General features: G+C 53.5%; 17 protein-coding genes and 3 pseudogenes. 14 read left to right on the top strand and 6 right to left on the bottom strand.

Annotated features, from left to right (window positions below):
* Nucleotides 1–49 precede the first annotated feature (49 nt).
* The gene (locus tag ACH0WD_RS03745) at nucleotides 50–454 is read left to right on the top strand and encodes a MarR family winged helix-turn-helix transcriptional regulator (protein WP_000423338.1); all 405 of its coding nucleotides are present in this window, start codon (nucleotides 50–52) and stop codon (nucleotides 452–454) included.
* A gap of 18 nt (nucleotides 455–472) precedes the next feature.
* Here the strand turns inward: ACH0WD_RS03745 and ygbI are convergent, their stop codons facing one another.
* Complete coding sequence (gene ygbI / locus ACH0WD_RS03740) at nucleotides 473–1,237, bottom strand: DNA-binding transcriptional repressor YgbI (RefSeq protein WP_000613178.1); 765 nt, start codon at nucleotides 1,235–1,237, stop codon at nucleotides 473–475.
* 196 nt (nucleotides 1,238–1,433) lie between these two features.
* On the opposite strand from ygbI, the gene ltnD reads away from it, so the two are divergent.
* The 6 genes from ltnD to ACH0WD_RS03710 are packed head-to-tail and all read left to right on the top strand — an operon-like array spanning nucleotide 1,434 to nucleotide 7,512.
* The gene (ltnD, locus tag ACH0WD_RS03735; protein ID WP_000206947.1) at nucleotides 1,434–2,357 is read left to right on the top strand and encodes an L-threonate dehydrogenase; all 924 of its coding nucleotides are present in this window, start codon (nucleotides 1,434–1,436) and stop codon (nucleotides 2,355–2,357) included.
* Nucleotides 2,351–3,613, top strand: coding sequence for a 3-oxo-tetronate kinase (gene otnK, locus ACH0WD_RS03730; protein WP_000912492.1), 1,263 nt, complete (start codon nucleotides 2,351–2,353; stop codon nucleotides 3,611–3,613). Before ltnD ends, otnK begins: the two co-directional genes overlap by 7 nt.
* Nucleotides 3,610–4,248 carry an aldolase gene (locus tag ACH0WD_RS03725; RefSeq protein ID WP_000209068.1) on the top strand — a complete coding sequence of 213 codons (639 nt, stop codon included), beginning with the start codon at nucleotides 3,610–3,612 and terminating at the stop codon, nucleotides 4,246–4,248. The genes otnK and ACH0WD_RS03725 overlap by 4 nt, the downstream gene beginning before the upstream one ends.
* 4 nt (nucleotides 4,249–4,252) lie before the next feature.
* Nucleotides 4,253–5,029, top strand: a complete 777-nt coding sequence (locus ACH0WD_RS03720) for an HPr family phosphocarrier protein (protein ID WP_001136903.1) — start codon at nucleotides 4,253–4,255, stop codon at nucleotides 5,027–5,029.
* A 39-nt stretch (nucleotides 5,030–5,068) separates the two neighbouring features.
* A complete protein-coding gene (gene denD / locus ACH0WD_RS03715; protein WP_001165727.1) occupies nucleotides 5,069–6,019 on the top strand; it encodes a D-erythronate dehydrogenase in 951 nt (316 codons plus the stop codon).
* Nucleotides 6,016–7,512: a GntP family permease gene (locus tag ACH0WD_RS03710; protein ID WP_000202725.1), complete on the top strand. Its 1,497-nt coding sequence runs from the start codon at nucleotides 6,016–6,018 to the stop codon at nucleotides 7,510–7,512. The genes denD and ACH0WD_RS03710 overlap by 4 nt, the downstream gene beginning before the upstream one ends.
* A gap of 41 nt (nucleotides 7,513–7,553) precedes the next feature.
* Here the strand turns inward: ACH0WD_RS03710 and ACH0WD_RS03705 are convergent, their stop codons facing one another.
* Nucleotides 7,554–8,486, bottom strand: a complete 933-nt coding sequence (locus ACH0WD_RS03705; protein ID WP_000216313.1) for a LysR family transcriptional regulator — start codon at nucleotides 8,484–8,486, stop codon at nucleotides 7,554–7,556.
* Between the two features lie 87 nt (nucleotides 8,487–8,573).
* On the opposite strand from ACH0WD_RS03705, the gene ACH0WD_RS03700 reads away from it, so the two are divergent.
* Nucleotides 8,574–9,782, top strand: a complete 1,209-nt coding sequence (locus ACH0WD_RS03700) for an MFS transporter (protein WP_000222398.1) — start codon at nucleotides 8,574–8,576, stop codon at nucleotides 9,780–9,782.
* Nucleotides 9,779–10,159, top strand: a complete 381-nt coding sequence (locus ACH0WD_RS03695) for a DUF4440 domain-containing protein (protein WP_001070476.1) — start codon at nucleotides 9,779–9,781, stop codon at nucleotides 10,157–10,159. The genes ACH0WD_RS03700 and ACH0WD_RS03695 overlap by 4 nt, the downstream gene beginning before the upstream one ends.
* Nucleotides 10,160–10,214: 55 nt before the next feature.
* On the opposite strand, the gene mutS is transcribed toward ACH0WD_RS03695, so the two are convergent.
* Nucleotides 10,215–12,782 (bottom strand): DNA mismatch repair protein MutS, encoded by a 2,568-nt coding sequence (mutS, locus tag ACH0WD_RS03690; RefSeq protein ID WP_001005807.1) that lies wholly within the window; start codon nucleotides 12,780–12,782, stop codon nucleotides 10,215–10,217.
* Between the two features lie 158 nt (nucleotides 12,783–12,940).
* Between mutS and ACH0WD_RS03685 the strand changes: the two are divergent.
* The 4 genes and pseudogenes from ACH0WD_RS03685 to ACH0WD_RS03670 form a co-directional block, all read left to right on the top strand.
* Nucleotides 12,941–13,336: pseudogene (locus ACH0WD_RS03685) on the top strand (cytoplasmic protein); the annotation flags it as partial.
* Between the two features lie 202 nt (nucleotides 13,337–13,538).
* Nucleotides 13,539–13,769, top strand: a pseudogene (locus ACH0WD_RS03680) (hypothetical protein); the annotation flags it as partial.
* Nucleotides 13,770–13,925: 156 nt separating this feature from the next.
* Complete coding sequence (locus ACH0WD_RS03675) at nucleotides 13,926–14,594, top strand: hypothetical protein (protein ID WP_000445914.1); 669 nt, start codon at nucleotides 13,926–13,928, stop codon at nucleotides 14,592–14,594.
* A 26-nt stretch (nucleotides 14,595–14,620) separates the two neighbouring features.
* Nucleotides 14,621–15,115, top strand: coding sequence for a hypothetical protein (locus ACH0WD_RS03670; protein WP_000424943.1), 495 nt, complete (start codon nucleotides 14,621–14,623; stop codon nucleotides 15,113–15,115).
* A gap of 244 nt (nucleotides 15,116–15,359) precedes the next feature.
* On the opposite strand, the gene pphB is transcribed toward ACH0WD_RS03670, so the two are convergent.
* The gene (pphB, locus tag ACH0WD_RS03665; protein ID WP_000420449.1) at nucleotides 15,360–16,016 is read right to left on the bottom strand and encodes a protein-serine/threonine phosphatase; all 657 of its coding nucleotides are present in this window, start codon (nucleotides 16,014–16,016) and stop codon (nucleotides 15,360–15,362) included.
* A 337-nt stretch (nucleotides 16,017–16,353) separates the two neighbouring features.
* Between pphB and ACH0WD_RS03660 the strand changes: the two are divergent.
* A pseudogene (locus tag ACH0WD_RS03660) lies at nucleotides 16,354–16,568 on the top strand (IS5/IS1182 family transposase); the annotation flags it as partial.
* Nucleotides 16,569–16,640: 72 nt separating this feature from the next.
* Here ACH0WD_RS03660 and ACH0WD_RS03655 read toward each other — a convergent pair.
* Both ACH0WD_RS03655 and ACH0WD_RS03650 read right to left on the bottom strand, forming a co-directional pair.
* A complete protein-coding gene (locus ACH0WD_RS03655) occupies nucleotides 16,641–17,168 on the bottom strand; it encodes a GNAT family N-acetyltransferase (protein ID WP_000971656.1) in 528 nt (175 codons plus the stop codon).
* Nucleotides 17,165–17,455 carry a DUF1778 domain-containing protein gene (locus ACH0WD_RS03650; protein ID WP_000855694.1) on the bottom strand — a complete coding sequence of 97 codons (291 nt, stop codon included), beginning with the start codon at nucleotides 17,453–17,455 and terminating at the stop codon, nucleotides 17,165–17,167. Before ACH0WD_RS03650 ends, ACH0WD_RS03655 begins: the two co-directional genes overlap by 4 nt.
* Nucleotides 17,456–17,628: the final 173 nt, after the last annotated feature.

Here is a 17,628-nt window from a genome sequence, read left to right as displayed (position 1 = left end):
CCGTGCATAAGTCGTTATGATAGAAAAAGTTAATTTATCCGGAGCGCTCATGGAGTTACGAAACACCGCGTTTCATCTGTTACGCCAACTTTTTCAGCAACATACCGCACGCTGGCAGCATGAACTACCGGAGCTCACCAAACCTCAATATGCGGTGATGCGCGTTATTGCTGAACATCCGGGTATTGAACAGGTCGATCTGACCGAAGCGGCGGTCAGCACTAAAGCGACGCTGGCGGAGATGTTAAGCCGGATGGAAAATCGTGGGCTGGTAAAGCGAGAAAACGATCCGCTGGATAAACGTCGGCGTTTTGTCTATCTCACCGTTCAGGGCCAAACGTTGCTCGCCGCCGCGATACCACTGGGGGATCGCGTTGACGATGAGTTTTTGGGGCGACTGAGCGCTGAAGAACGCGAACAGTTTACGCAACTGGTACGCAAGATGATGACGTAAGCGGCTTGCGCCGCTTTGCTATTTTTTGGCCATCAGCAGTGAGATATCCACTTTGGCCAGCGCCCGAATTGCGCTTTCCGGCAGGCCGTCATCGGTGACGATTTGGTTGAATTCCGCCAGCGGTAACGCCAGCCACGTCGCGACCTGGCCGTATTTAGTCGCGTCGCACACCAGAATTTTTTGGCGGCTGGCGCTGGCGACGGCCCGTTTCACCGTGACTTTATCTTCTGCCGGCGTTGAAATACCGCGCACGCTCCAGGACGAGGCGGAAATAAAGGCCTGGTCAATCATCAATCCGCGCAAAAGCGTCGCCGCGGCTTCACCGACGCACGACCGGTTTTCCCGGCATACCGCCCCGCCAGTGTGAATAATTGTGCAATCGCTATTGTCCATCAGGTAATCGGCGATAACGAAATCATTCGTTACCACCGTAAGTTTATTCATCGTAACCAGCTGCCTGGCGATCGCCAGCGTGGTAGTACCTGCATCAAGGTAGATACAGCTTTCTGGCTGTACCAGGCTGGCGGCCAGTTTGCCAATCGCCGCTTTCTGCGGCGTCGCCAGTTCGGTTTTGATCTGATGCGAGGGTTCGTGCGCCACGCGAGTCGATGATTGCACGCCGCCAGAGACCTGGATTACCGCGCCTTGCTGCTCCAGTTTTTGTAAATCACGGCGGATAGTCATGTGGGATACATGCATGCGCTCGGTCAGTTCAGCGATACTGACGATGCCTTTCTCCGCCACCATATCAAGAATGATTTGTCGACGCTCAGTAGGTATCAACGTCTGCTCCTTTCTTTAGTCCTGTCGCGATTTTACGCGATTTCTCGTCACAGCGTGTGAAGTTCTATGAGGATTGCCTTCACAAAAAATAACATATTTTGTTATTTTTTGTGAAACAACTCACCGCAATTGTTTACAAAAACGCCTATATTCACATAACAAAACATAATATCACGTAAATTAACATGGAGTGATAATGACAACAGGAACTGATTTTCATGTCGGCATTGTGGGGCTTGGCTCAATGGGAATGGGCGCTGCGCGTTCATGCCTGCGCGCCGGGCTTTCCACATGGGGGGCCGATCTTAACCCGCAAGCGTGCGCGAATCTTCTCGCTGAAGGGGCTTGTGGGGCTGCCGCCAGCGCCAGGGAGTTCGCCGGCGTCGTGGATGCGTTAGTCATTCTGGTCGTCAATGCCGCCCAGGTCAGACAGGTGTTATTCGGTGAGGATGGCGTCGCCCATCTGATGAAACCCGGAAGCGCGGTGATGGTTTCGTCCACGATCTCAAGCGCCGACGCGGAAGAGATCGCCGCGGCGTTGACGGCATTGAATCTTAACATGCTGGATGCGCCGGTTTCCGGCGGCGCGGTAAAAGCGGCGCAGGGCGAAATGACGGTGATGGCCTCCGGGAGCGAGGCGGCGTTTACCCGCCTGAAGCCTGTGCTGGACGCCGTTGCCAGCAACGTTTATCGCATCAGCGATACGCCGGGCGCAGGCTCAACCGTCAAAATCATTCATCAACTGCTGGCTGGCGTGCATATTGCAGCGGCGGCCGAAGCGATGGCGCTGGCCGCGCGGGCCGGTATTCCTCTGGACGTGATGTATGACGTCGTGACCCATGCCGCCGGCAACTCCTGGATGTTTGAAAACCGTATGCAGCATGTCGTTGACGGCGACTATACCCCGCGTTCGGCCGTCGACATTTTTGTCAAAGATTTGGGGCTGGTTGCCGACACGGCGAAAGCGCTGCGCTTCCCCTTACCGCTGGCCTCTACGGCGTTAAATATGTTCACCAGCGCCAGTAACGCCGGTTATGGCAAAGAGGATGACAGCGCTGTGATCAAAATTTTCTCAGGGATTACTCTGCCTGGCGTCACGCCTGAGGAGCCGTCATGTTAAAAATTGGCGTCATTGCCGATGATTTTACCGGCGCGACTGACATCGCCAGTTTTCTGGTCGAAAACGGGATGCCGACAGTGCAGATCAATGATGTTCCAACCGGGACGCAACCGGAAGGATGCGACGCGGTGGTTATCAGCCTGAAAACCCGCTCATGCCCGGCGCAAGAGGCGATAAAACAATCGCTGGCGGCGCTGGTATGGCTAAAAAAACAGGGCTGCCAGCAAGTCTATTTCAAATATTGCTCGACTTTCGATAGTACCGCCGAAGGCAATATCGGCCCGGTCACCGACGCGCTGATGGTGGCGCTGGATACCTCATTTACCGTGATTTCTCCCGCGCTGCCGGTTAACGGACGCACGGTTTATCAGGGCTATCTGTTTGTCATGAACCACTTGCTGGCGGAGTCCGGTATGCGCCACCACCCTATCAATCCGATGACCGACAGCTACCTGCCGCGTCTGATGGAAGCGCAGGCGCAAGGGCGCTGCGGCGTTATTCCGGCTCAGACGCTTGATGAAGGCGTTGCCGCGACCCGTGCGGCGCTGTCGCGTTTACAGCAGGAAGGATATCGCTACGCGGTACTTGACGCGCTCAATGAGCGACACCTGGAAATTCAGGGCGAGGTTTTGCGTGATGTCCCGCTGGTGACCGGCGGTTCCGGGCTGGCAATGGGGCTGGCGCGTCAGTGGGCGAAGCACGGCGTTTCTCAGGCCCGTTCCGCAGGCTATCCGCTGAGCGGTCGCGCGGTGGTGCTTTCCGGTTCCTGTTCGCAAATGACGAATCAGCAGGTGGCTTTCTATCGACAACATGCTCCCACACGCGACGTTGACGTGGCGCGCTGCCTGTCATCCGAGACGCGCGAGGCCTACGCTGAAGCGCTGGCGCAGTGGGTGCTCAGTCAGGACAGCGAACTGGCGCCAATGATTAGCGCCACCGCCTCCACGCAGGCGCTGGCCGCCATCCAGCAGCAATATGGCGCTACCGAAGCCAGCCATGCGGTAGAGGCGCTCTTTTCCCTGCTGGCCGCTCGCTTAGCGGAAGGCGGTATCACCCGGTTTATTGTGGCGGGCGGCGAAACCTCGGGCGTGGTGACGCAAAGCCTCGGTATTACCGGTTTTCACATCGGACCGTGCATTTCACCCGGCGTGCCGTGGGTCAACGCGCTCCATGCGCCAGTCTCGCTGGCGCTAAAGTCAGGCAATTTTGGCGATGAATCCTTTTTCATCCGCGCTCAAAGGGAGTTTCAGGTATGACGACACTGGCAAAAGAAGAGCACGCTTTGCGAGAAGAGATGGTCAGGATAGCCGCCTCGTTTTTCCAGCGCGGCTATGCTACCGGCTCGGCAGGCAACCTCTCGCTGTTACTGCCGGACGGCAATATTCTGGCGACGCCCACCGGTTCGTGTCTGGGTAATCTCGACCCGCAGCGGCTATCCAAAGTGGACCCGCAGGGCGAATGGCTCAGCGGCGATAAACCGTCTAAAGAGGTGCGTTTTCATCTGGCGTTGTATCGCAATAACCCTTGCTGCAAGGCCGTGGTTCATCTGCACAGCACCTGGTCAACGGCGCTTTCCTGTCTCGAAGGGCTGGACCCGCAAAATGTGATTCGCCCGTTTACCCCCTATGTGGTGATGCGGATGGGAGACATTCCGCTGGTTCCCTACTATCGCCCGGGGGATGACCGAATTGCTCGCGATTTGGCTGCGCTGGCGGCCCGGCATCAGGCCTTTTTACTGGCTAATCATGGGCCGGTCGTGTGCGGGGAGAATTTGCAGGAAGCCGCTAATAATACCGAGGAGCTGGAAGAGACGGCAAAGCTGATTTTTATCCTTGGCGAACGCCCGATTCGTTATTTAACCACCGAAGAAATTGCGCAGTTAAGGAGATAACCCGATGCCGCGTTTTGCCGCCAATTTGTCGATGATGTTTACCGAAGTGCCGTTTATCGAGCGTTTTGCCGCCGCTGCCGAAGCCGGTTTTCAGGCCGTTGAGTTTCTGTTCCCCTACGGCTTTGCCGCCAGCGAGATTAAAGCCCAGCTGTCGCGTAATGATCTGACGCTGGCGCTGTTTAATACTTCGGCGGGCGATACCGCGGCGGGCGAGTGGGGACGTGCCGCGCTACCGGGGCGAGAACACGACGCGCGCGCCGATATCGATCTGGCTCTGGAGTACGCTCTGGCGCTGGAATGTGAGCAGGTTCACATCATGGCGGGCGTCGTGCCGGATGGCGCTGATGGCGCACGTTATCGCGCCACGTTTATCGATAATTTGCGTTATGCCGCCGACCGGTTTGCCGCCCACGATAAACGTATTTTGATCGAAGCGCTGAGTCCTGGCGTTAAACCCGGCTACCTCTTTTCCAGCCAATATCAGGCGCTGGGCATCGCAGAAGAGGTTGACCGCCCGAATGTGTTCATCCAGCTCGACACTTTCCATGCGCAAAAAGTGGATGGCAATTTGAGTCACCTGATTCGCGAGTACGCGGGCCGCTATGCCCATGTACAAATCGCCTCGCTACCGGACAGACATGAACCGGATGATGGCGAGATCAACTACCCGTGGCTGTTCCGGCTGTTCGATGACGTAGGTTATCGCGGCTGGATAGGCTGCGAATACCAACCACGGAATACCACGCAGGACGGGCTTGGCTGGTTTAACGCCTGGCGCTAACCCTGAACTACCCTACACAACAATAAAGAGGACATCCGGATGCAGATTATCATTACCGGCGGGGGCGGCTTTTTAGGCCAGAAACTCGCAAGCGCCTTATTAAACTCATCGCTGGCGTTTAACGAACTGCTTCTTGTTGATTTAAAAATGCCTGCACGGTTATCAGATTCCCCTCGTTTACGCTGCCTGGAAGCTGACTTAACCCAGCCGGGCGTGCTGGAGAATGTGATTACCGCTAATACCTCTGTTGTTTATCATCTCGCTGCGATTGTCAGCAGTCATGCGGAAGACGATTTCGATCTGGGATGGAAAGTTAACCTGGATCTTACCCGCCAGTTACTTGAGGCGTGTCGTCGACAACCGCAGAAAATTCGTTTTGTCTTCTCCAGCTCGCTTGCCGTTTATGGCGGTACGCTGCCGGAATGCGTCACCGATACCACCGCGCTCACGCCGCGCTCGTCTTATGGCGCGCAGAAGGCCGCCTGTGAACTGTTGGTCAACGATTATACCCGCAAAGGCTATGTGGATGGGCTGGCGCTGCGTTTGCCGACGATCTGTGTTCGCCCGGGTAAACCAAACCGCGCCGCCTCTTCTTTTGTCAGCGCGATTATTCGTGAACCGTTGCAGGGCGAGACGACCATCTGCCCGGTGTCGGAAAGTTTGCGGCTGTGGATTTCCAGCCCGGCGACGGTGATCCATAACCTGTCGCTGGCCGCAACGTTACCCGCGCCTGGCGAGGCGAGCAGCATCAACTTACCGGGGATCAGCGTAACCGTGGGCGAGATGCTGGAAACGTTGCGTCAGGCGGGCGGCCAGGCGGCGCGCGATCGGGTTACGCATCAGCGCGATGAAGGCGTCGAGAAAATTGTCGCCTCCTGGCCGGGACGTATCGATAACCAGCGTGCGCTGGCGTTAGGTTTTGTCGCCGATAAACGCTTCGATGACATTATCGAACGCTTTCGACAAGATGATATGGAGGGGAGGTCATGACAAGTTTACCGACCCCAATTATCGGCCTGATCGTTGCCGTTTTCGTGCTGGTATGGCTGGTGTTACGCACCCGTGTTCATGCGCTGATCGCGATGCTGGCGGCGGCCTGTATCGCCGGTCTGTTGGGGGGAATGGGCATTGATAAAACGCTCTCTGTCATCACCAGCGGATTCGGTACGACGCTGGGCAGCATTGGCCTGGTGATTGGTCTCGGCGTAATGATGGGGCGCTTGCTGGAGGTTTCCGGCGCGGCGGAGCGTATCGCCTGGAGCTTTATCAAATGGCTGGGGAAACGCCGTGAAGAGTGGGCGCTGGCGATCACGGGTTATATTGTCAGCATCCCCATTTTCGTCGATTCCGCTTTTGTCATTCTTTATCCGGTGGCGAAAGCGCTGGCGAAAAGCGGTAAACGTTCGCTACTGACGCTGGGCGTCGCGCTGGCGGGCGGGCTGGTGGTCACTCACCATACGGTACCTCCGACGCCCGGTCCGCTGGGGGTAGCCGGGATTTTTAACGTCGACATCGGCGCAATGTTATTGACCGGGATGGCGCTGGCGGTGCCCTGTGTGATCGGCATTGTGTTCTATGCGCAGTGGCTGGATAAACGCTACCCTGATTTCGTGCCGCGCACGCTGAACGCCGATGAAGTCAATGCCGCGCTGGAGCAGTACAATAAAGAGAAAGAGCAAAAGGATCTGCCGAGCCTGACGCTCTCTCTGCTGCCTATTGTGGTGCCGATCGTGCTGATCTTCCTGAAGGCTATCTGTTCCACCCTCGCCACTGTAGAAGGATGGTCCGGCCTGGCGACGCATCCGGTGGTACAGGCAATCAACTTTGTGGGAAGCCCAGTGATCGCGTTGGCCATCAGCGTTCTGCTGGCGGTGTATACGCTGGTGCCGCGCATGGATAAACATACCACCGCAGAGCGTCTGGAAGAGGGCTTGCAAAGCGCCGGGATTATCTTACTGGTCACGGGCGCTGGCGGCGCGTTGGGCGCGATCCTGCGCGACAGCGGCGCGGGGCAACAGCTGGCGGAGCAGGTTGCCAACCTGCCGATCTCGCCGATCCTGATCCCGTTTATCGTGGCGACGTTGGTACGCCTGATTCAGGGATCGGGGACGGTGGCGATGATCACTGCCGCCTCGATTTCCGCGCCGATCCTGGCGCAGATCCCCGGCATCAATATGTTGCTTGCCGCTCAGGCCGCAACGATGGGGTCGCTGTTCTTCGGCTACTTCAACGACAGCCTGTTCTGGGTGGTTAACCGCATGATGGGCGTCTCTGATGTCAAACAGCAGATGGTGGTTTGGTCTGTACCGACGACCATTGCCTGGGCGATTGGCGGCACCGGCGTGGCGCTGATTAACCTGCTGTTCGGTTCCGGCGGCAGTTGGCTCGATCCGTTACTGCCGATCGTCGTTCTGGCAGCAATTATGCTGTGGGTGCGTTGGCAGGCGCAGGGGATCAAAGACAAGCTGGTAGTTAAGGATTAAGACGGTATTATCCGTCCGGGAGCGCAATGCTCCCGGGCTGGCTACAATGATGGGGCGTGCTCCCCGCAATCCCATTGCGAACGTAAAAAATCAATAAATGCGCGTACTTTTGTCGATACATGGCGGGCGTCCGGGTAAACGGCATAAATGCCCTGACGGGGAAAATGATAGTCGGGTAACAGGTGAATTAACGTTCCATCCCCCAGTGCGGTGTTGACTAACCATTGCGGCAGTAATGCGACGCCGCTTCCCGCGAGAGCGAAGGCCATCAGCGAGCGCGCGCTGTCGACAGAAATTTTGCCGGCTTTGCTTATCTCCAGGCGTGAGTGTTGGCCATGATTATTCGTTACTGTCCACCGTAGCGGCGTAGGTAATCGCTCATGAATAATCCATTCCGCCTGGGCCAACGACTCCAGTGATGAAACAGGGTTGCGGGCGAGCCACTGCGGCGCGGCGACCGGCAGAATGGTAAAGCGGGATATCAGCGCGGCGCGATAGCGGGAGTCCGCCAGCGAGCCAAGCCGAATCGCCACATCAAAGCGCTCGGCAATTAAATCGGCATGATGTGATGAGGACATATGCCGAATACGGAGATCGGGATGGCGCTGACTAAACTGCGCCAGTACCGGAATGACCACCTGTTCGCCAAACTCGGACGTAGTGGTAATACGTAACTCGCCGCCCAGCCCACTATGGCTGGCACGCACTTCATCCTGCAAATTTTTCGCGGCGTTGAGTAAATTCACGCCTTTTTGGTAAAAGAGGACGCCGGCGTCTGTGAGCGTCAGTCGTCGGGTGGAACGTAGCAGTAACGTTACGCCAAGCTCTTTTTCAAGCTGCCGAATATTAAAGCTCACTACTGCTTTTGTTTGGCCCGATGCGGCGGCGGCGGCCGTGAAGCTGCCGCTATCTACCACGGCGATAAACAGCGACATACGCTGCAAATTGAGCATGGCGAGCTCCTTTACTGTCAAAATTATTTTGACAGTATATCGTTGAAGCGCGGACTTATCTGGCTTTCTCCGGACGGCTACATTAGCGCCTCTGACGGAGGATGCATAATGACGTATCGCAGTAAAGTGGCAGTGGTTTACCTGCTCGGCTTCTTTCTTGATCTGATTAATCTGTTTATTGCCAGCGTGGCTTTTCCTGCGATGTCCGTGGATCTGCATACGTCCATATCGGCGCTGGCATGGGTGAGTAACGGTTATATCGCAGGATTAACGCTGATCGTTCCGTTTAGCGCGTTTCTTTCGCGTTATCTCGGCGCTCGACGGCTGATCATATTTTCGCTCATCCTGTTTAGCGTTGCCGCCGCTGCCGCAGGTTTTGCCGATTCCTTACACAGCCTTGTTTTCTGGCGTATTGTGCAGGGGGCGGGCGGTGGCTTATTGATCCCGGTTGGTCAGGCGTTAACCTGGCAACAGTTTAAACCGCATGAACGCGCTGGCGTGTCATCGGTTGTCATGATGGTGGCGCTACTGGCGCCGGCATGTTCGCCTGCGATTGGTGGGCTGCTGGTGGAAACGTGCGGCTGGCGCTGGATATTCTTTGCCACGCTGCCGGTGGCCGTTCTCACTTTATTGCTCGCTTATTGTTGGCTGAACGCCGCGTCGACGACAATGGCGTCAGCAAGATTGCTCCATCTGCCGTTGTTGACGGACAGGCTGCTGCGTTTTGCCATGATCGTCTATCTGTGCGTACCGGGTATGTTCATTGGTATCAGCGTGGTCGGGATGTTTTATCTACAGAACGTCGCGCAGCTATCGCCTGCGGCGGCGGGGTCGCTGATGATCCCCTGGTCGATCGCTTCATTTGTCGCCATTATGCTTACCGGACGTTACTTCAATCGGCTTGGGCCGCGTCCGCTGATTATCGTCGGCTGTCTTCTTCAGGCTGCAGGGATACTGCTTTTAACTAACGTTACGCCTGCGACATCGCACCGTGTACTGATGATGATATTCGCCTTAATGGGCGCTGGCGGCAGTTTGTGCAGCAGTACCGCGCAGAGTGGCGCTTTCCTGACTATTGCTCGCCGGGACATGCCTGACGCCAGCGCGCTATGGAATCTTAATCGTCAGATCAGCTTTTTCCTTGGCGCGACGCTGTTGACGCTGCTGTTAAATGCGCTCCAGCGCGTTATGTCGCTTGAGGTTGCTTATCGCTGGACCTTTATTGCCGCCGCCGGTATCACCCTGCTGCCCCTTATTTACGCTGTCTGTCTGAACAATAGACAGGCGCTTCTGTGCCTGAAAAAGGAAAGATCATGAATCCATATAAAGAAGAAATTATTCACGCCCATGCGGCGATTGAGAACTGGCTTAGTAAGGGGATGGGTAGCCTGGAGGCGTTGATAGCGCGTTTCGCTGTTGATTTTACGATGATAACGCCAGGAGGTATTTGTCTGGATTATCCGGCGCTGGGCGCTTTTTTCCAGGCGCAGCGCGCGTGTCGCCCGGGGCTGGTTATCGTGGTTGAGCACATTGACCTTGTGGCGGAGTGGCCGGAAGGTGCCGCGCTGCGTTATCGTGAGCGCCAGCAACTGCCGGGTCAGGCTGAGACGGTACGCTGGTCGACGGTTATTTTAAAAAGCGAAAGAAGACGGATAGTCTGGCGTCATTTACACGAAACGACAGTCACAGCCTGAAAAGCCTGTTCCGGCGCGCAGACCCGATAGCGCGGCGCTATCGGGTCTGACACGTTTACACCAGACTTTTCAGCCGATAGATCCACTCCAGCGCCTGGCGTGGCGTCAGGGAGTCCGGATCGAGATTCTCCAGCGCTTCAACGGCAGGCGATGTCTCCTCCGGGGCGGCAAGCAACGACATTTGCGTGCCGTCCACCTGCGTTGCCGCCGCATTGGGCGAGATGCTTTCCAGCTCGCGGAGTTTTTGGCGCGCGCGTTTGATGACTTCTTTAGGGACGCCCGCAAGCGCCGCGACCGCCAGGCCATAGCTCTTACTTGCCGCGCCGTCCTGCACGCTGTGCATAAACGCGATAGTATCGCCGTGTTCCAGCGCATCCAGGTGGACGTTTGCCACGCCTTCCATTTTCTCCGGTAATTGGGTCAGCTCGAAGTAGTGGGTAGCGAACAGCGTTAACGCTTTAATCTTATTCGCGAGATTCTCCGCGCAGGCCCAGGCCAACGACAGCCCGTCATACGTGGAGGTACCGCGCCCGATTTCATCCATCAATACCAGACTGTTTTCCGTGGCATTATGCAGAATGTTCGCGGTTTCGGTCATCTCCACCATAAAGGTCGAACGCCCGGAGGCCAGGTCGTCCGCTGCGCCGACGCGGGTAAAAATACGGTCGATGGGGCCGATTTCCACGTTTTGCGCCGGAACGTAACTGCCGATATAGGCCAGCAGGGCGATCAATGCCGTTTGCCGCATATAGGTACTTTTACCGCCCATATTGGGGCCGGTAATGATCAACATCCGGCGCTGCGGCGACAGATTGAGCGGGTTAGCGATAAACGGCTCATTCAGTACCTGCTCAACCACCGGGTGGCGACCTTCGGTAATACGGATACCGGGTTTATCGGTAAATGTCGGGCAGGTGTAATTCAGCGTCCAGGCGCGTTCGGCCAGGTTAACCAGCACATCCAGCTCCGCCAGCGCGTTGGCGCTCTGCTGTAAATCGGCCAGATGCGGCAACAGCAGATCAAACAATTCGTCATATAGCTGTTTTTCCAGCGCCAGCGCTTTGCCTTTCGAGGTCAGAACTTTATCTTCGTACTCTTTAAGCTCAGGAATAATGTAGCGTTCGGCATTTTTCAGCGTCTGGCGACGCACATAATTGATGGGTGCCAGATGGCTTTGACCACGGCTAATCTGAATGTAATAACCATGTACCGCGTTATAGCCAACTTTCAGCGTATCCAGCCCGGTACGCTCGCGTTCGCGAATTTCCAGACGATCGAGATAATCGGTGGCGCCGTCCGCCAGCGCGCGCCATTCATCCAGCTCTTCATGGTAGCCGGGCGCAATAACGCCGCCGTCGCGGACCAGTACCGGCGGCGCGTCAATAATGGCGCGTTCCAGGAGGTCGCGCAGCTCGGCGAAATCGCCCATTTTTTTACGCAACGCCTGTACCGGCGCGCTGTCAACGGTTTCAAGCTGAGCGTGCAATTCCGGCAGTTGCTGGAAGGCGTGACGCATTCGGGCGAGATCGCGCGGACGCGCGGTGCGCAGCGCCAGACGCGCAAGGATACGCTCCAAATCGCCGACCTGACGCAGCACCGGTTGCAGTTCGCTGACGGTGTCCTGCAAGGCGCCGATGGTCTGCTGGCGTTCACGTAATATGTCGGTATTTCGTACCGGCATATGCAGCCAGCGTTTAAGCATTCGGCTACCCATTGGCGTCACGGTACAGTCAAGCACCGCGGCGAGGGTATTTTCGACACCACCGGCCAGGTTCTGGGTAATTTCCAGATTGCGGCGGGTTGCGGCATCCATAATGATGCTGTCCTGCTGGCGTTCCATCGTAATGGAACGAATATGCGGCAGGGAGGTGCGCTGGGTATCTTTTACGTACTGTAACAGGCAGCCTGCCGCACATAATCCACGCGAGGCATTTTCGACGCCGAAACCGACCAGATCCCGCGTACCGAATTGCAGATTTAACTGCTGGCGGGCGGTATCAATCTCAAACTCCCACAACGGGCGACGGCGCAGACCCCGGCGTCCCTCTATTAACGCCATTTCAGCAAAATCTTCGGCATACAATAGTTCGGCGGGATTGGTGCGCTGCAGCTCTGCGGCCATCGTTTCACGGTCGGCGGGTTCGCTCAGACGAAAGCGCCCGGAGCTGATATCCAGCGTGGCGTAACCGTAGCCTTTACCATCCTGCCAGATAGCCGCCAGCAGGTTATCCTGACGCTCCTGTAACAGGGCTTCATCGCTGATGGTGCCAGGTGTAACGATACGCACGACCTTACGTTCAACGGGACCTTTGCTGGTGGCCGGATCGCCAATCTGTTCGCAAATAGCGACGGATTCGCCCTGATTGACCAGTTTCGCGAGGTAGTTTTCTACGGCGTGGTGCGGGATTCCCGCCATAGGGATAGGTTCGCCAGCCGATGCGCCGCGTTTGGTCAGCGAAATATCGAGCAACTGCGACGCACGCTTTGCGTCGTCATAAAACAGCTCGTAAAAGTCTCCCATACGATAAAAGAGCAGGATCTCCGGATGCTGGGCTTTCAGCTTGAGATACTGCTGCATCATCGGGGTGTGGTTGGAGAAGTCCTTATCAAATGACTCATTCATATTGATTTTACTCGTTTTTTTATTCTTTCAAGTGCTCATGTGGCCCCAGGTAAAACCCTTATAAACTCACATAAACCCATAAATTTGTAGCTCACCTGTAGCCTAAAATGTGACAGGTTACATTCTCATCATTCCTGGACTACAACAGGGGTGATACTTTGAAAACAACTCTCAGCCAGCCTTTCATTATCAACAAGTTAAGTATCAATGTTAAGCCTGCACTCAGTCGCTCTGGAAAAATCGTTTTCGAAGCTAACCCAGCTCAAAAACTCTACATTGTTTTCGATGACCACAGACAAGCTCCTGCTGGTTTCGGGGTAAAAGCCAGTTTGACGAAAAAAACCTACGTAATCCAGCGAAGAGTAGCCTCGTCAGATCGTAATGTCAGTGAGGGTAGGAAGCCAAGTTCTGTCTTGAAAGTAAAAGTTGGAAATGTGTTCGATTTTCCAAATATTGACGAAACAAGGCAAGGTGCCAGGCAATTAGTTCAGACCATGCTCGCAACAAAGAGAAATCCCAATAAAATTAAGAGGGAAACGGATGCTTCCAAACTCAATATGAGACTGTAATTAAAATTGTGTAATTGCCTGATTTTGATATGTTCGATTCAACATCAAAAGCTGGTTGCTTTATGGACGAAAAACAGTTGCAGGCTCTGGCTAATGCACTGGCCAAAATCTCAAAATACCTGAAGATCTCAGCCCGTTCGATCGTCTGCTGAAGAAAAACCAGACCCGCATTTCCGGCATAGATAATCAACATGCTATTAAAAAGCGTACGGTGTTTCCGACGGACGAGTCAGTGAAAAAGGTCGTGTGACTGGCAATTCAGGCCGACATCCGAAAATGGACAATGTCGCTAAGGGACTGGCTCATGACAACGAGTCGCTTTATTATCACGCTCGGGTTCGGTAGCCGCCTGGACGTTCACTTCCGAGAAAGGCATTTACACCGAATGGTGTATAGGCTCGTGGTTGGTCTTCGGTGAGAGGCAGGATGTCTCTCATTAATCTCCGGGAGCGTACAATAGTTGCTCCGGCAGCCTGAAGGATGAAGTGTATATAACCTAAAACATAACGGATATAGCTTCCTTACTCAACCTGACGTAATACGCCGACAGTAAAATCAGGGATACCATACCATCATGGAAAGTCGTCAATACACCCGGCATCTTTCGCTTTCGGAGCTGAAATGGTTTGCTATCGGGATCGGTTTTTTTATTCTCAGCATAGCAACAGCCACCGTGAATTATCGGCTTTCCGGTATATCGCTACTGGTGGGCCTGTTGTTTATCATCTGGAAATTCAGCGTCACAGTTCTGTTTCTGTTTACGCCGCGCAGGATGACGTTAACCGAAACCGCGTTGCAGGCCGGGCATCGTGTTATCCATTACGATGCGCTTGAATCAATGCGTCTGCTCCACCAATCCGACAAACTCATCTTGCGCCACAGTGGCGGCAAGAAGTACGTCATCTACCTTGATTTCTGGAACGATGGCAACGGAATTTACGACCGACTGGCTGCTGAACTTGTCCGGCGACACGGTTCTGCGCTGGGGGCGCGCCTCGCCGCCGATGGACGTCTTAAATTCGGCAAAGTGACCGCGCTGGCGGATCGGCTTGAACACAAAAACCGGGCGGTGCCGTATGCGCAGATCGCCAGTATTCGCACCCAGCGCGAGGAGGGGGCTGGCAGTTCAATGAGCTATCTGATGATTAGCACCGCTACGGGCCGGATCTGCAAAATCGACCGCTCCACTATCGTCAATGAGCCGCTGCTGCTCAACTTTCTTTCCCAGCGTTTACCCGCCTGACGACATTTTTATACAAGGATGAATCAATGGAACTGTACGTATCAAAAACCAGCCAGCAAAACATGCCTGTGGAGTTCAATATCTATTATTCCAGATCTAAAACGTTGGTTGGTATTGTGTTCTGGATTTGTATGATGGGAGTTTTTATTGCGCTGGCGGTGAATATGGCCACCGATCCCGAGGAGCCCAAAACTGGCGGTGCCGTCTTTATGGGACTTATTTGTTGCGGCAGTCTGTTATTTATTGTGCGCCTGGCTCGCACATTTTTAAGCGCGGCAAAGCCGGCAGTCACCATCAGTCGTGAAGGTATTCGCTTCTGTAATGGCAAATTCGCGGCCTGGACAAATATCGCCGAAAACACCTGGCATTCACAGAGCATTAACTTCATCCCGGCCGCCGCCGGTATTAAGATTGTGTTGCATGAAGGCAAGCCGATCCATTTCGCCACCACGGTTATTGCGCTTTCTTCCGATAGGTATCTTGAGATGTGCGATCTTTACTCGTCTCAGGCGCTCGAGTAACTACCTGCGTCGGATTACGGCTTCGTTTTTTTGGCCTGCGATCTTAATGCTGAAATGGGCAGAAAAACGCGAAATTTAGACGCTATTACGAATGGGCAATGGTACTTATTGAAGGCTATATCATTGCCCATAATGCAGGGAGGGTTAATATTCTATGATAGAATTCTATGTTTGAATATATATCCTCAGAATACAAAATAAAGTAACGCTATCGTTGCGTATATTATATAATTCTATTTCCAGATTACTTTATTTTAAAAAAAGACAGATTGCCTGAACAGAAAGAACCGGTGTCAATGTAGATTTGATTGGCGAATGTTGTTGTGTAGTCAACAATCATATGGCCGAAGATAAAAGTATCCGCACCGCGTATTGGATGGATATTCCCCTGTAACGAACCAAGCAGACGATCGCGTGACCATAGAACGCTATCAATATCAACTTGCTTCCCATAATCGTAGCTGTCATCTGGATAATCGGCATGGGCAATCACGTACTTCTTTGAGGACGTTTCAACCTCTATGATGTGAGGACGCTGCTTAAAAGTTAGTAATAGCTCAGTGGCTTCTTGCCTGTCTTTTTCGGTGACCGAGTCGTACCAGTAACCACCGTTTACATACCAGAAATTGCCATCCTGTGTTTCAAAAGCGTCAAGCGCCATAGCTTCATGATTACCCACTACAGAAATAAACCATGAGGTATTTAACAGTCTCAGTGTTTCAAGATTTTCTTTTCCTCGATCAATGTTATCTCCAGTGGAGATCAAGAGATCGGTATCAGGAGAGAAATGTAATTGAGCCAGTCTGGTTAACAATAAGGAGTAACATCCATGAATATCACCAACGACCCAAATGTGGCGATAGAGATCGCTGTTGATGTCAGCATAACGGATTAATTCCATGATGTTCCTATAGCACAATTTTGGAGGCTGGTATTATAACAAAGAAGTAGGGTAATATTAATTTTTATTGTTTAAAATACACCGTTATTAAAATAGCCTACAAGCTAGAAATGAACAGAGAATATATATTTTATGAATCGGTTAATTAAAGTAGACGATGTGCTTGAAAGATGCACGATTTCTCGCGCAACACTTTCCTGATTAATTGCAAAGGCATACTTTCCCGCTCAGCGGAAGCTCTATCCCGAAGGGGCTTTGTTGAATAAAGAGATTGGCGGATCTGATCGTTACTGTCGTTTCAGCATCGGGTTCCCATGGCAAAGCAAAAGTTTAAAATCAACATCGGAGCGGCAGCAATGAGGTCTGGAAAAGAAAGTGGGCTATCACCGTCGTTCAGTAGTGGAAACAGCGATGTTCCGTATCAAAACCTTGCTGGGCGGCCATCTGAGCCTGCGGAACTATGACGCGCAGGTGGGTGAAGTGATGGCGATGGTCAAAGCGCTGAACCGGATGACGTTGTTGGCAATGCCGACCAGCGTCAGGCTCGTATAACGAGTGCTCCGGTGGGAGTCCTGTATCCTTATCGTTGGCCGATTCTGAATTATTCAACAAAGCCTCATGTTGTCATAACCTACCAGATGCAGATAAAGCAGCATAAAGCGTTTTAAACGACAGCAACAAGGAAAGGGGTTGATCGTTTAATGGTACTGCGCCAAATCCTTTGTACCAGTCGCAGACCTGTTTATTTTTGGCATCAATAAGCAGGGCTACGCCACCGACCTGCAAAGCCGCCTGTATGCAACGCTTTCCGGCAGATAACAAAAGTTGTGCTCCCAGCCCTTGCCCCTGCATAGATTTGTCTACGGCTAAACGATCCAGACGAAACACTGGCACATCATATCTCCCTAATCCTTTGCTGATTGCGCCGGGAACCTGTGCATATATCAGTGATGCAGGACTGACTGAGTAAAAGCTGTGGATACGTGTAACATCCGAATTATCAAGCGCAACATAGGTTTTCGTTGTCCCTTTCTCATGATTTTGTCGTGCATGGCGTTGCAGGAATTGGTTCAGATCGGCATTCCCACAATCAAAATTCATTCGATTGTGGGTTTTCCCTATCGCGGCCTCATGCCAGTCTGTAAACATCATTTCTTCATGTCCGGCAGGGCGAAAGCAGCAGCAAGAAGCTTTTCATTCGGCGCTGGCGGGTTATCTAAAATTTCCATGATCATTTGAGTATCACGCTCCGTCAGATATACCCGTTCGGCGGCATCAACAATCTTCTGTGCGACAGGTAGTACGTTACTGACCACAAAATCCGTCAGGTTGGTTTGCTGGATTGCCGCAGCGCGGACTATCAACTTTTTGGCATCCGTCGATACACGTAACGACAGCCTTTCGTTAGATTCTATAGCTATCTGAGGCATGGTTTTCATCCTCCTGTTTATGAACAATATGTACAATTATAATACATATCTGTACGCTTTCAAGGCGTACATGTGAGGCTGATATAGTCCAGGCATGGCAAGAAGGTCGTTCACTGTCTTTAAACAGGGGATTAACTTCGGTTTATCGCGATTGCATTACTTTAATCTCACTGATTACGTAT

This window comes from Salmonella sp. 2020_1395 (assembly GCF_043848115.1).
Taxonomy (GTDB): domain Bacteria; phylum Pseudomonadota; class Gammaproteobacteria; order Enterobacterales; family Enterobacteriaceae; genus Salmonella; species Salmonella enterica.
Note: the sequence above shows the minus strand (reverse complement) of the source record. Positions and strands in the feature narration are given on the sequence as shown.

What these genes read in the sequence shown, in the direction of transcription:
- ACH0WD_RS03745 (WP_000423338.1), top strand. Translation starts at nt 50, where the DNA reads ATGGAGTTACGAAACACCGCGTTTCATCTGTTACGCCAACTTTTTCAG.
- ltnD (WP_000206947.1), top strand. Translation starts at nt 1,434, where the DNA reads ATGACAACAGGAACTGATTTTCATGTCGGCATTGTGGGGCTTGGCTCA.
- otnK (WP_000912492.1), top strand. Translation starts at nt 2,351, where the DNA reads ATGTTAAAAATTGGCGTCATTGCCGATGATTTTACCGGCGCGACTGAC.
- ACH0WD_RS03725 (WP_000209068.1), top strand. Translation starts at nt 3,610, where the DNA reads ATGACGACACTGGCAAAAGAAGAGCACGCTTTGCGAGAAGAGATGGTC.
- ACH0WD_RS03720 (WP_001136903.1), top strand. Translation starts at nt 4,253, where the DNA reads ATGCCGCGTTTTGCCGCCAATTTGTCGATGATGTTTACCGAAGTGCCG.
- denD (WP_001165727.1), top strand. Translation starts at nt 5,069, where the DNA reads ATGCAGATTATCATTACCGGCGGGGGCGGCTTTTTAGGCCAGAAACTC.
- ACH0WD_RS03710 (WP_000202725.1), top strand. Translation starts at nt 6,016, where the DNA reads ATGACAAGTTTACCGACCCCAATTATCGGCCTGATCGTTGCCGTTTTC.
- ACH0WD_RS03700 (WP_000222398.1), top strand. Translation starts at nt 8,574, where the DNA reads ATGACGTATCGCAGTAAAGTGGCAGTGGTTTACCTGCTCGGCTTCTTT.
- ACH0WD_RS03695 (WP_001070476.1), top strand. Translation starts at nt 9,779, where the DNA reads ATGAATCCATATAAAGAAGAAATTATTCACGCCCATGCGGCGATTGAG.
- mutS (WP_001005807.1), bottom strand. Translation starts at nt 12,782, where the DNA reads ATGAATGAGTCATTTGATAAGGACTTCTCCAACCACACCCCGATGATG.
- ACH0WD_RS03675 (WP_000445914.1), top strand. Translation starts at nt 13,926, where the DNA reads ATGGAAAGTCGTCAATACACCCGGCATCTTTCGCTTTCGGAGCTGAAA.
- ACH0WD_RS03670 (WP_000424943.1), top strand. Translation starts at nt 14,621, where the DNA reads ATGGAACTGTACGTATCAAAAACCAGCCAGCAAAACATGCCTGTGGAG.
- pphB (WP_000420449.1), bottom strand. Translation starts at nt 16,016, where the DNA reads ATGGAATTAATCCGTTATGCTGACATCAACAGCGATCTCTATCGCCAC.
- ACH0WD_RS03655 (WP_000971656.1), bottom strand. Translation starts at nt 17,168, where the DNA reads ATGATGTTTACAGACTGGCATGAGGCCGCGATAGGGAAAACCCACAAT.
- ACH0WD_RS03650 (WP_000855694.1), bottom strand. Translation starts at nt 17,455, where the DNA reads ATGAAAACCATGCCTCAGATAGCTATAGAATCTAACGAAAGGCTGTCG.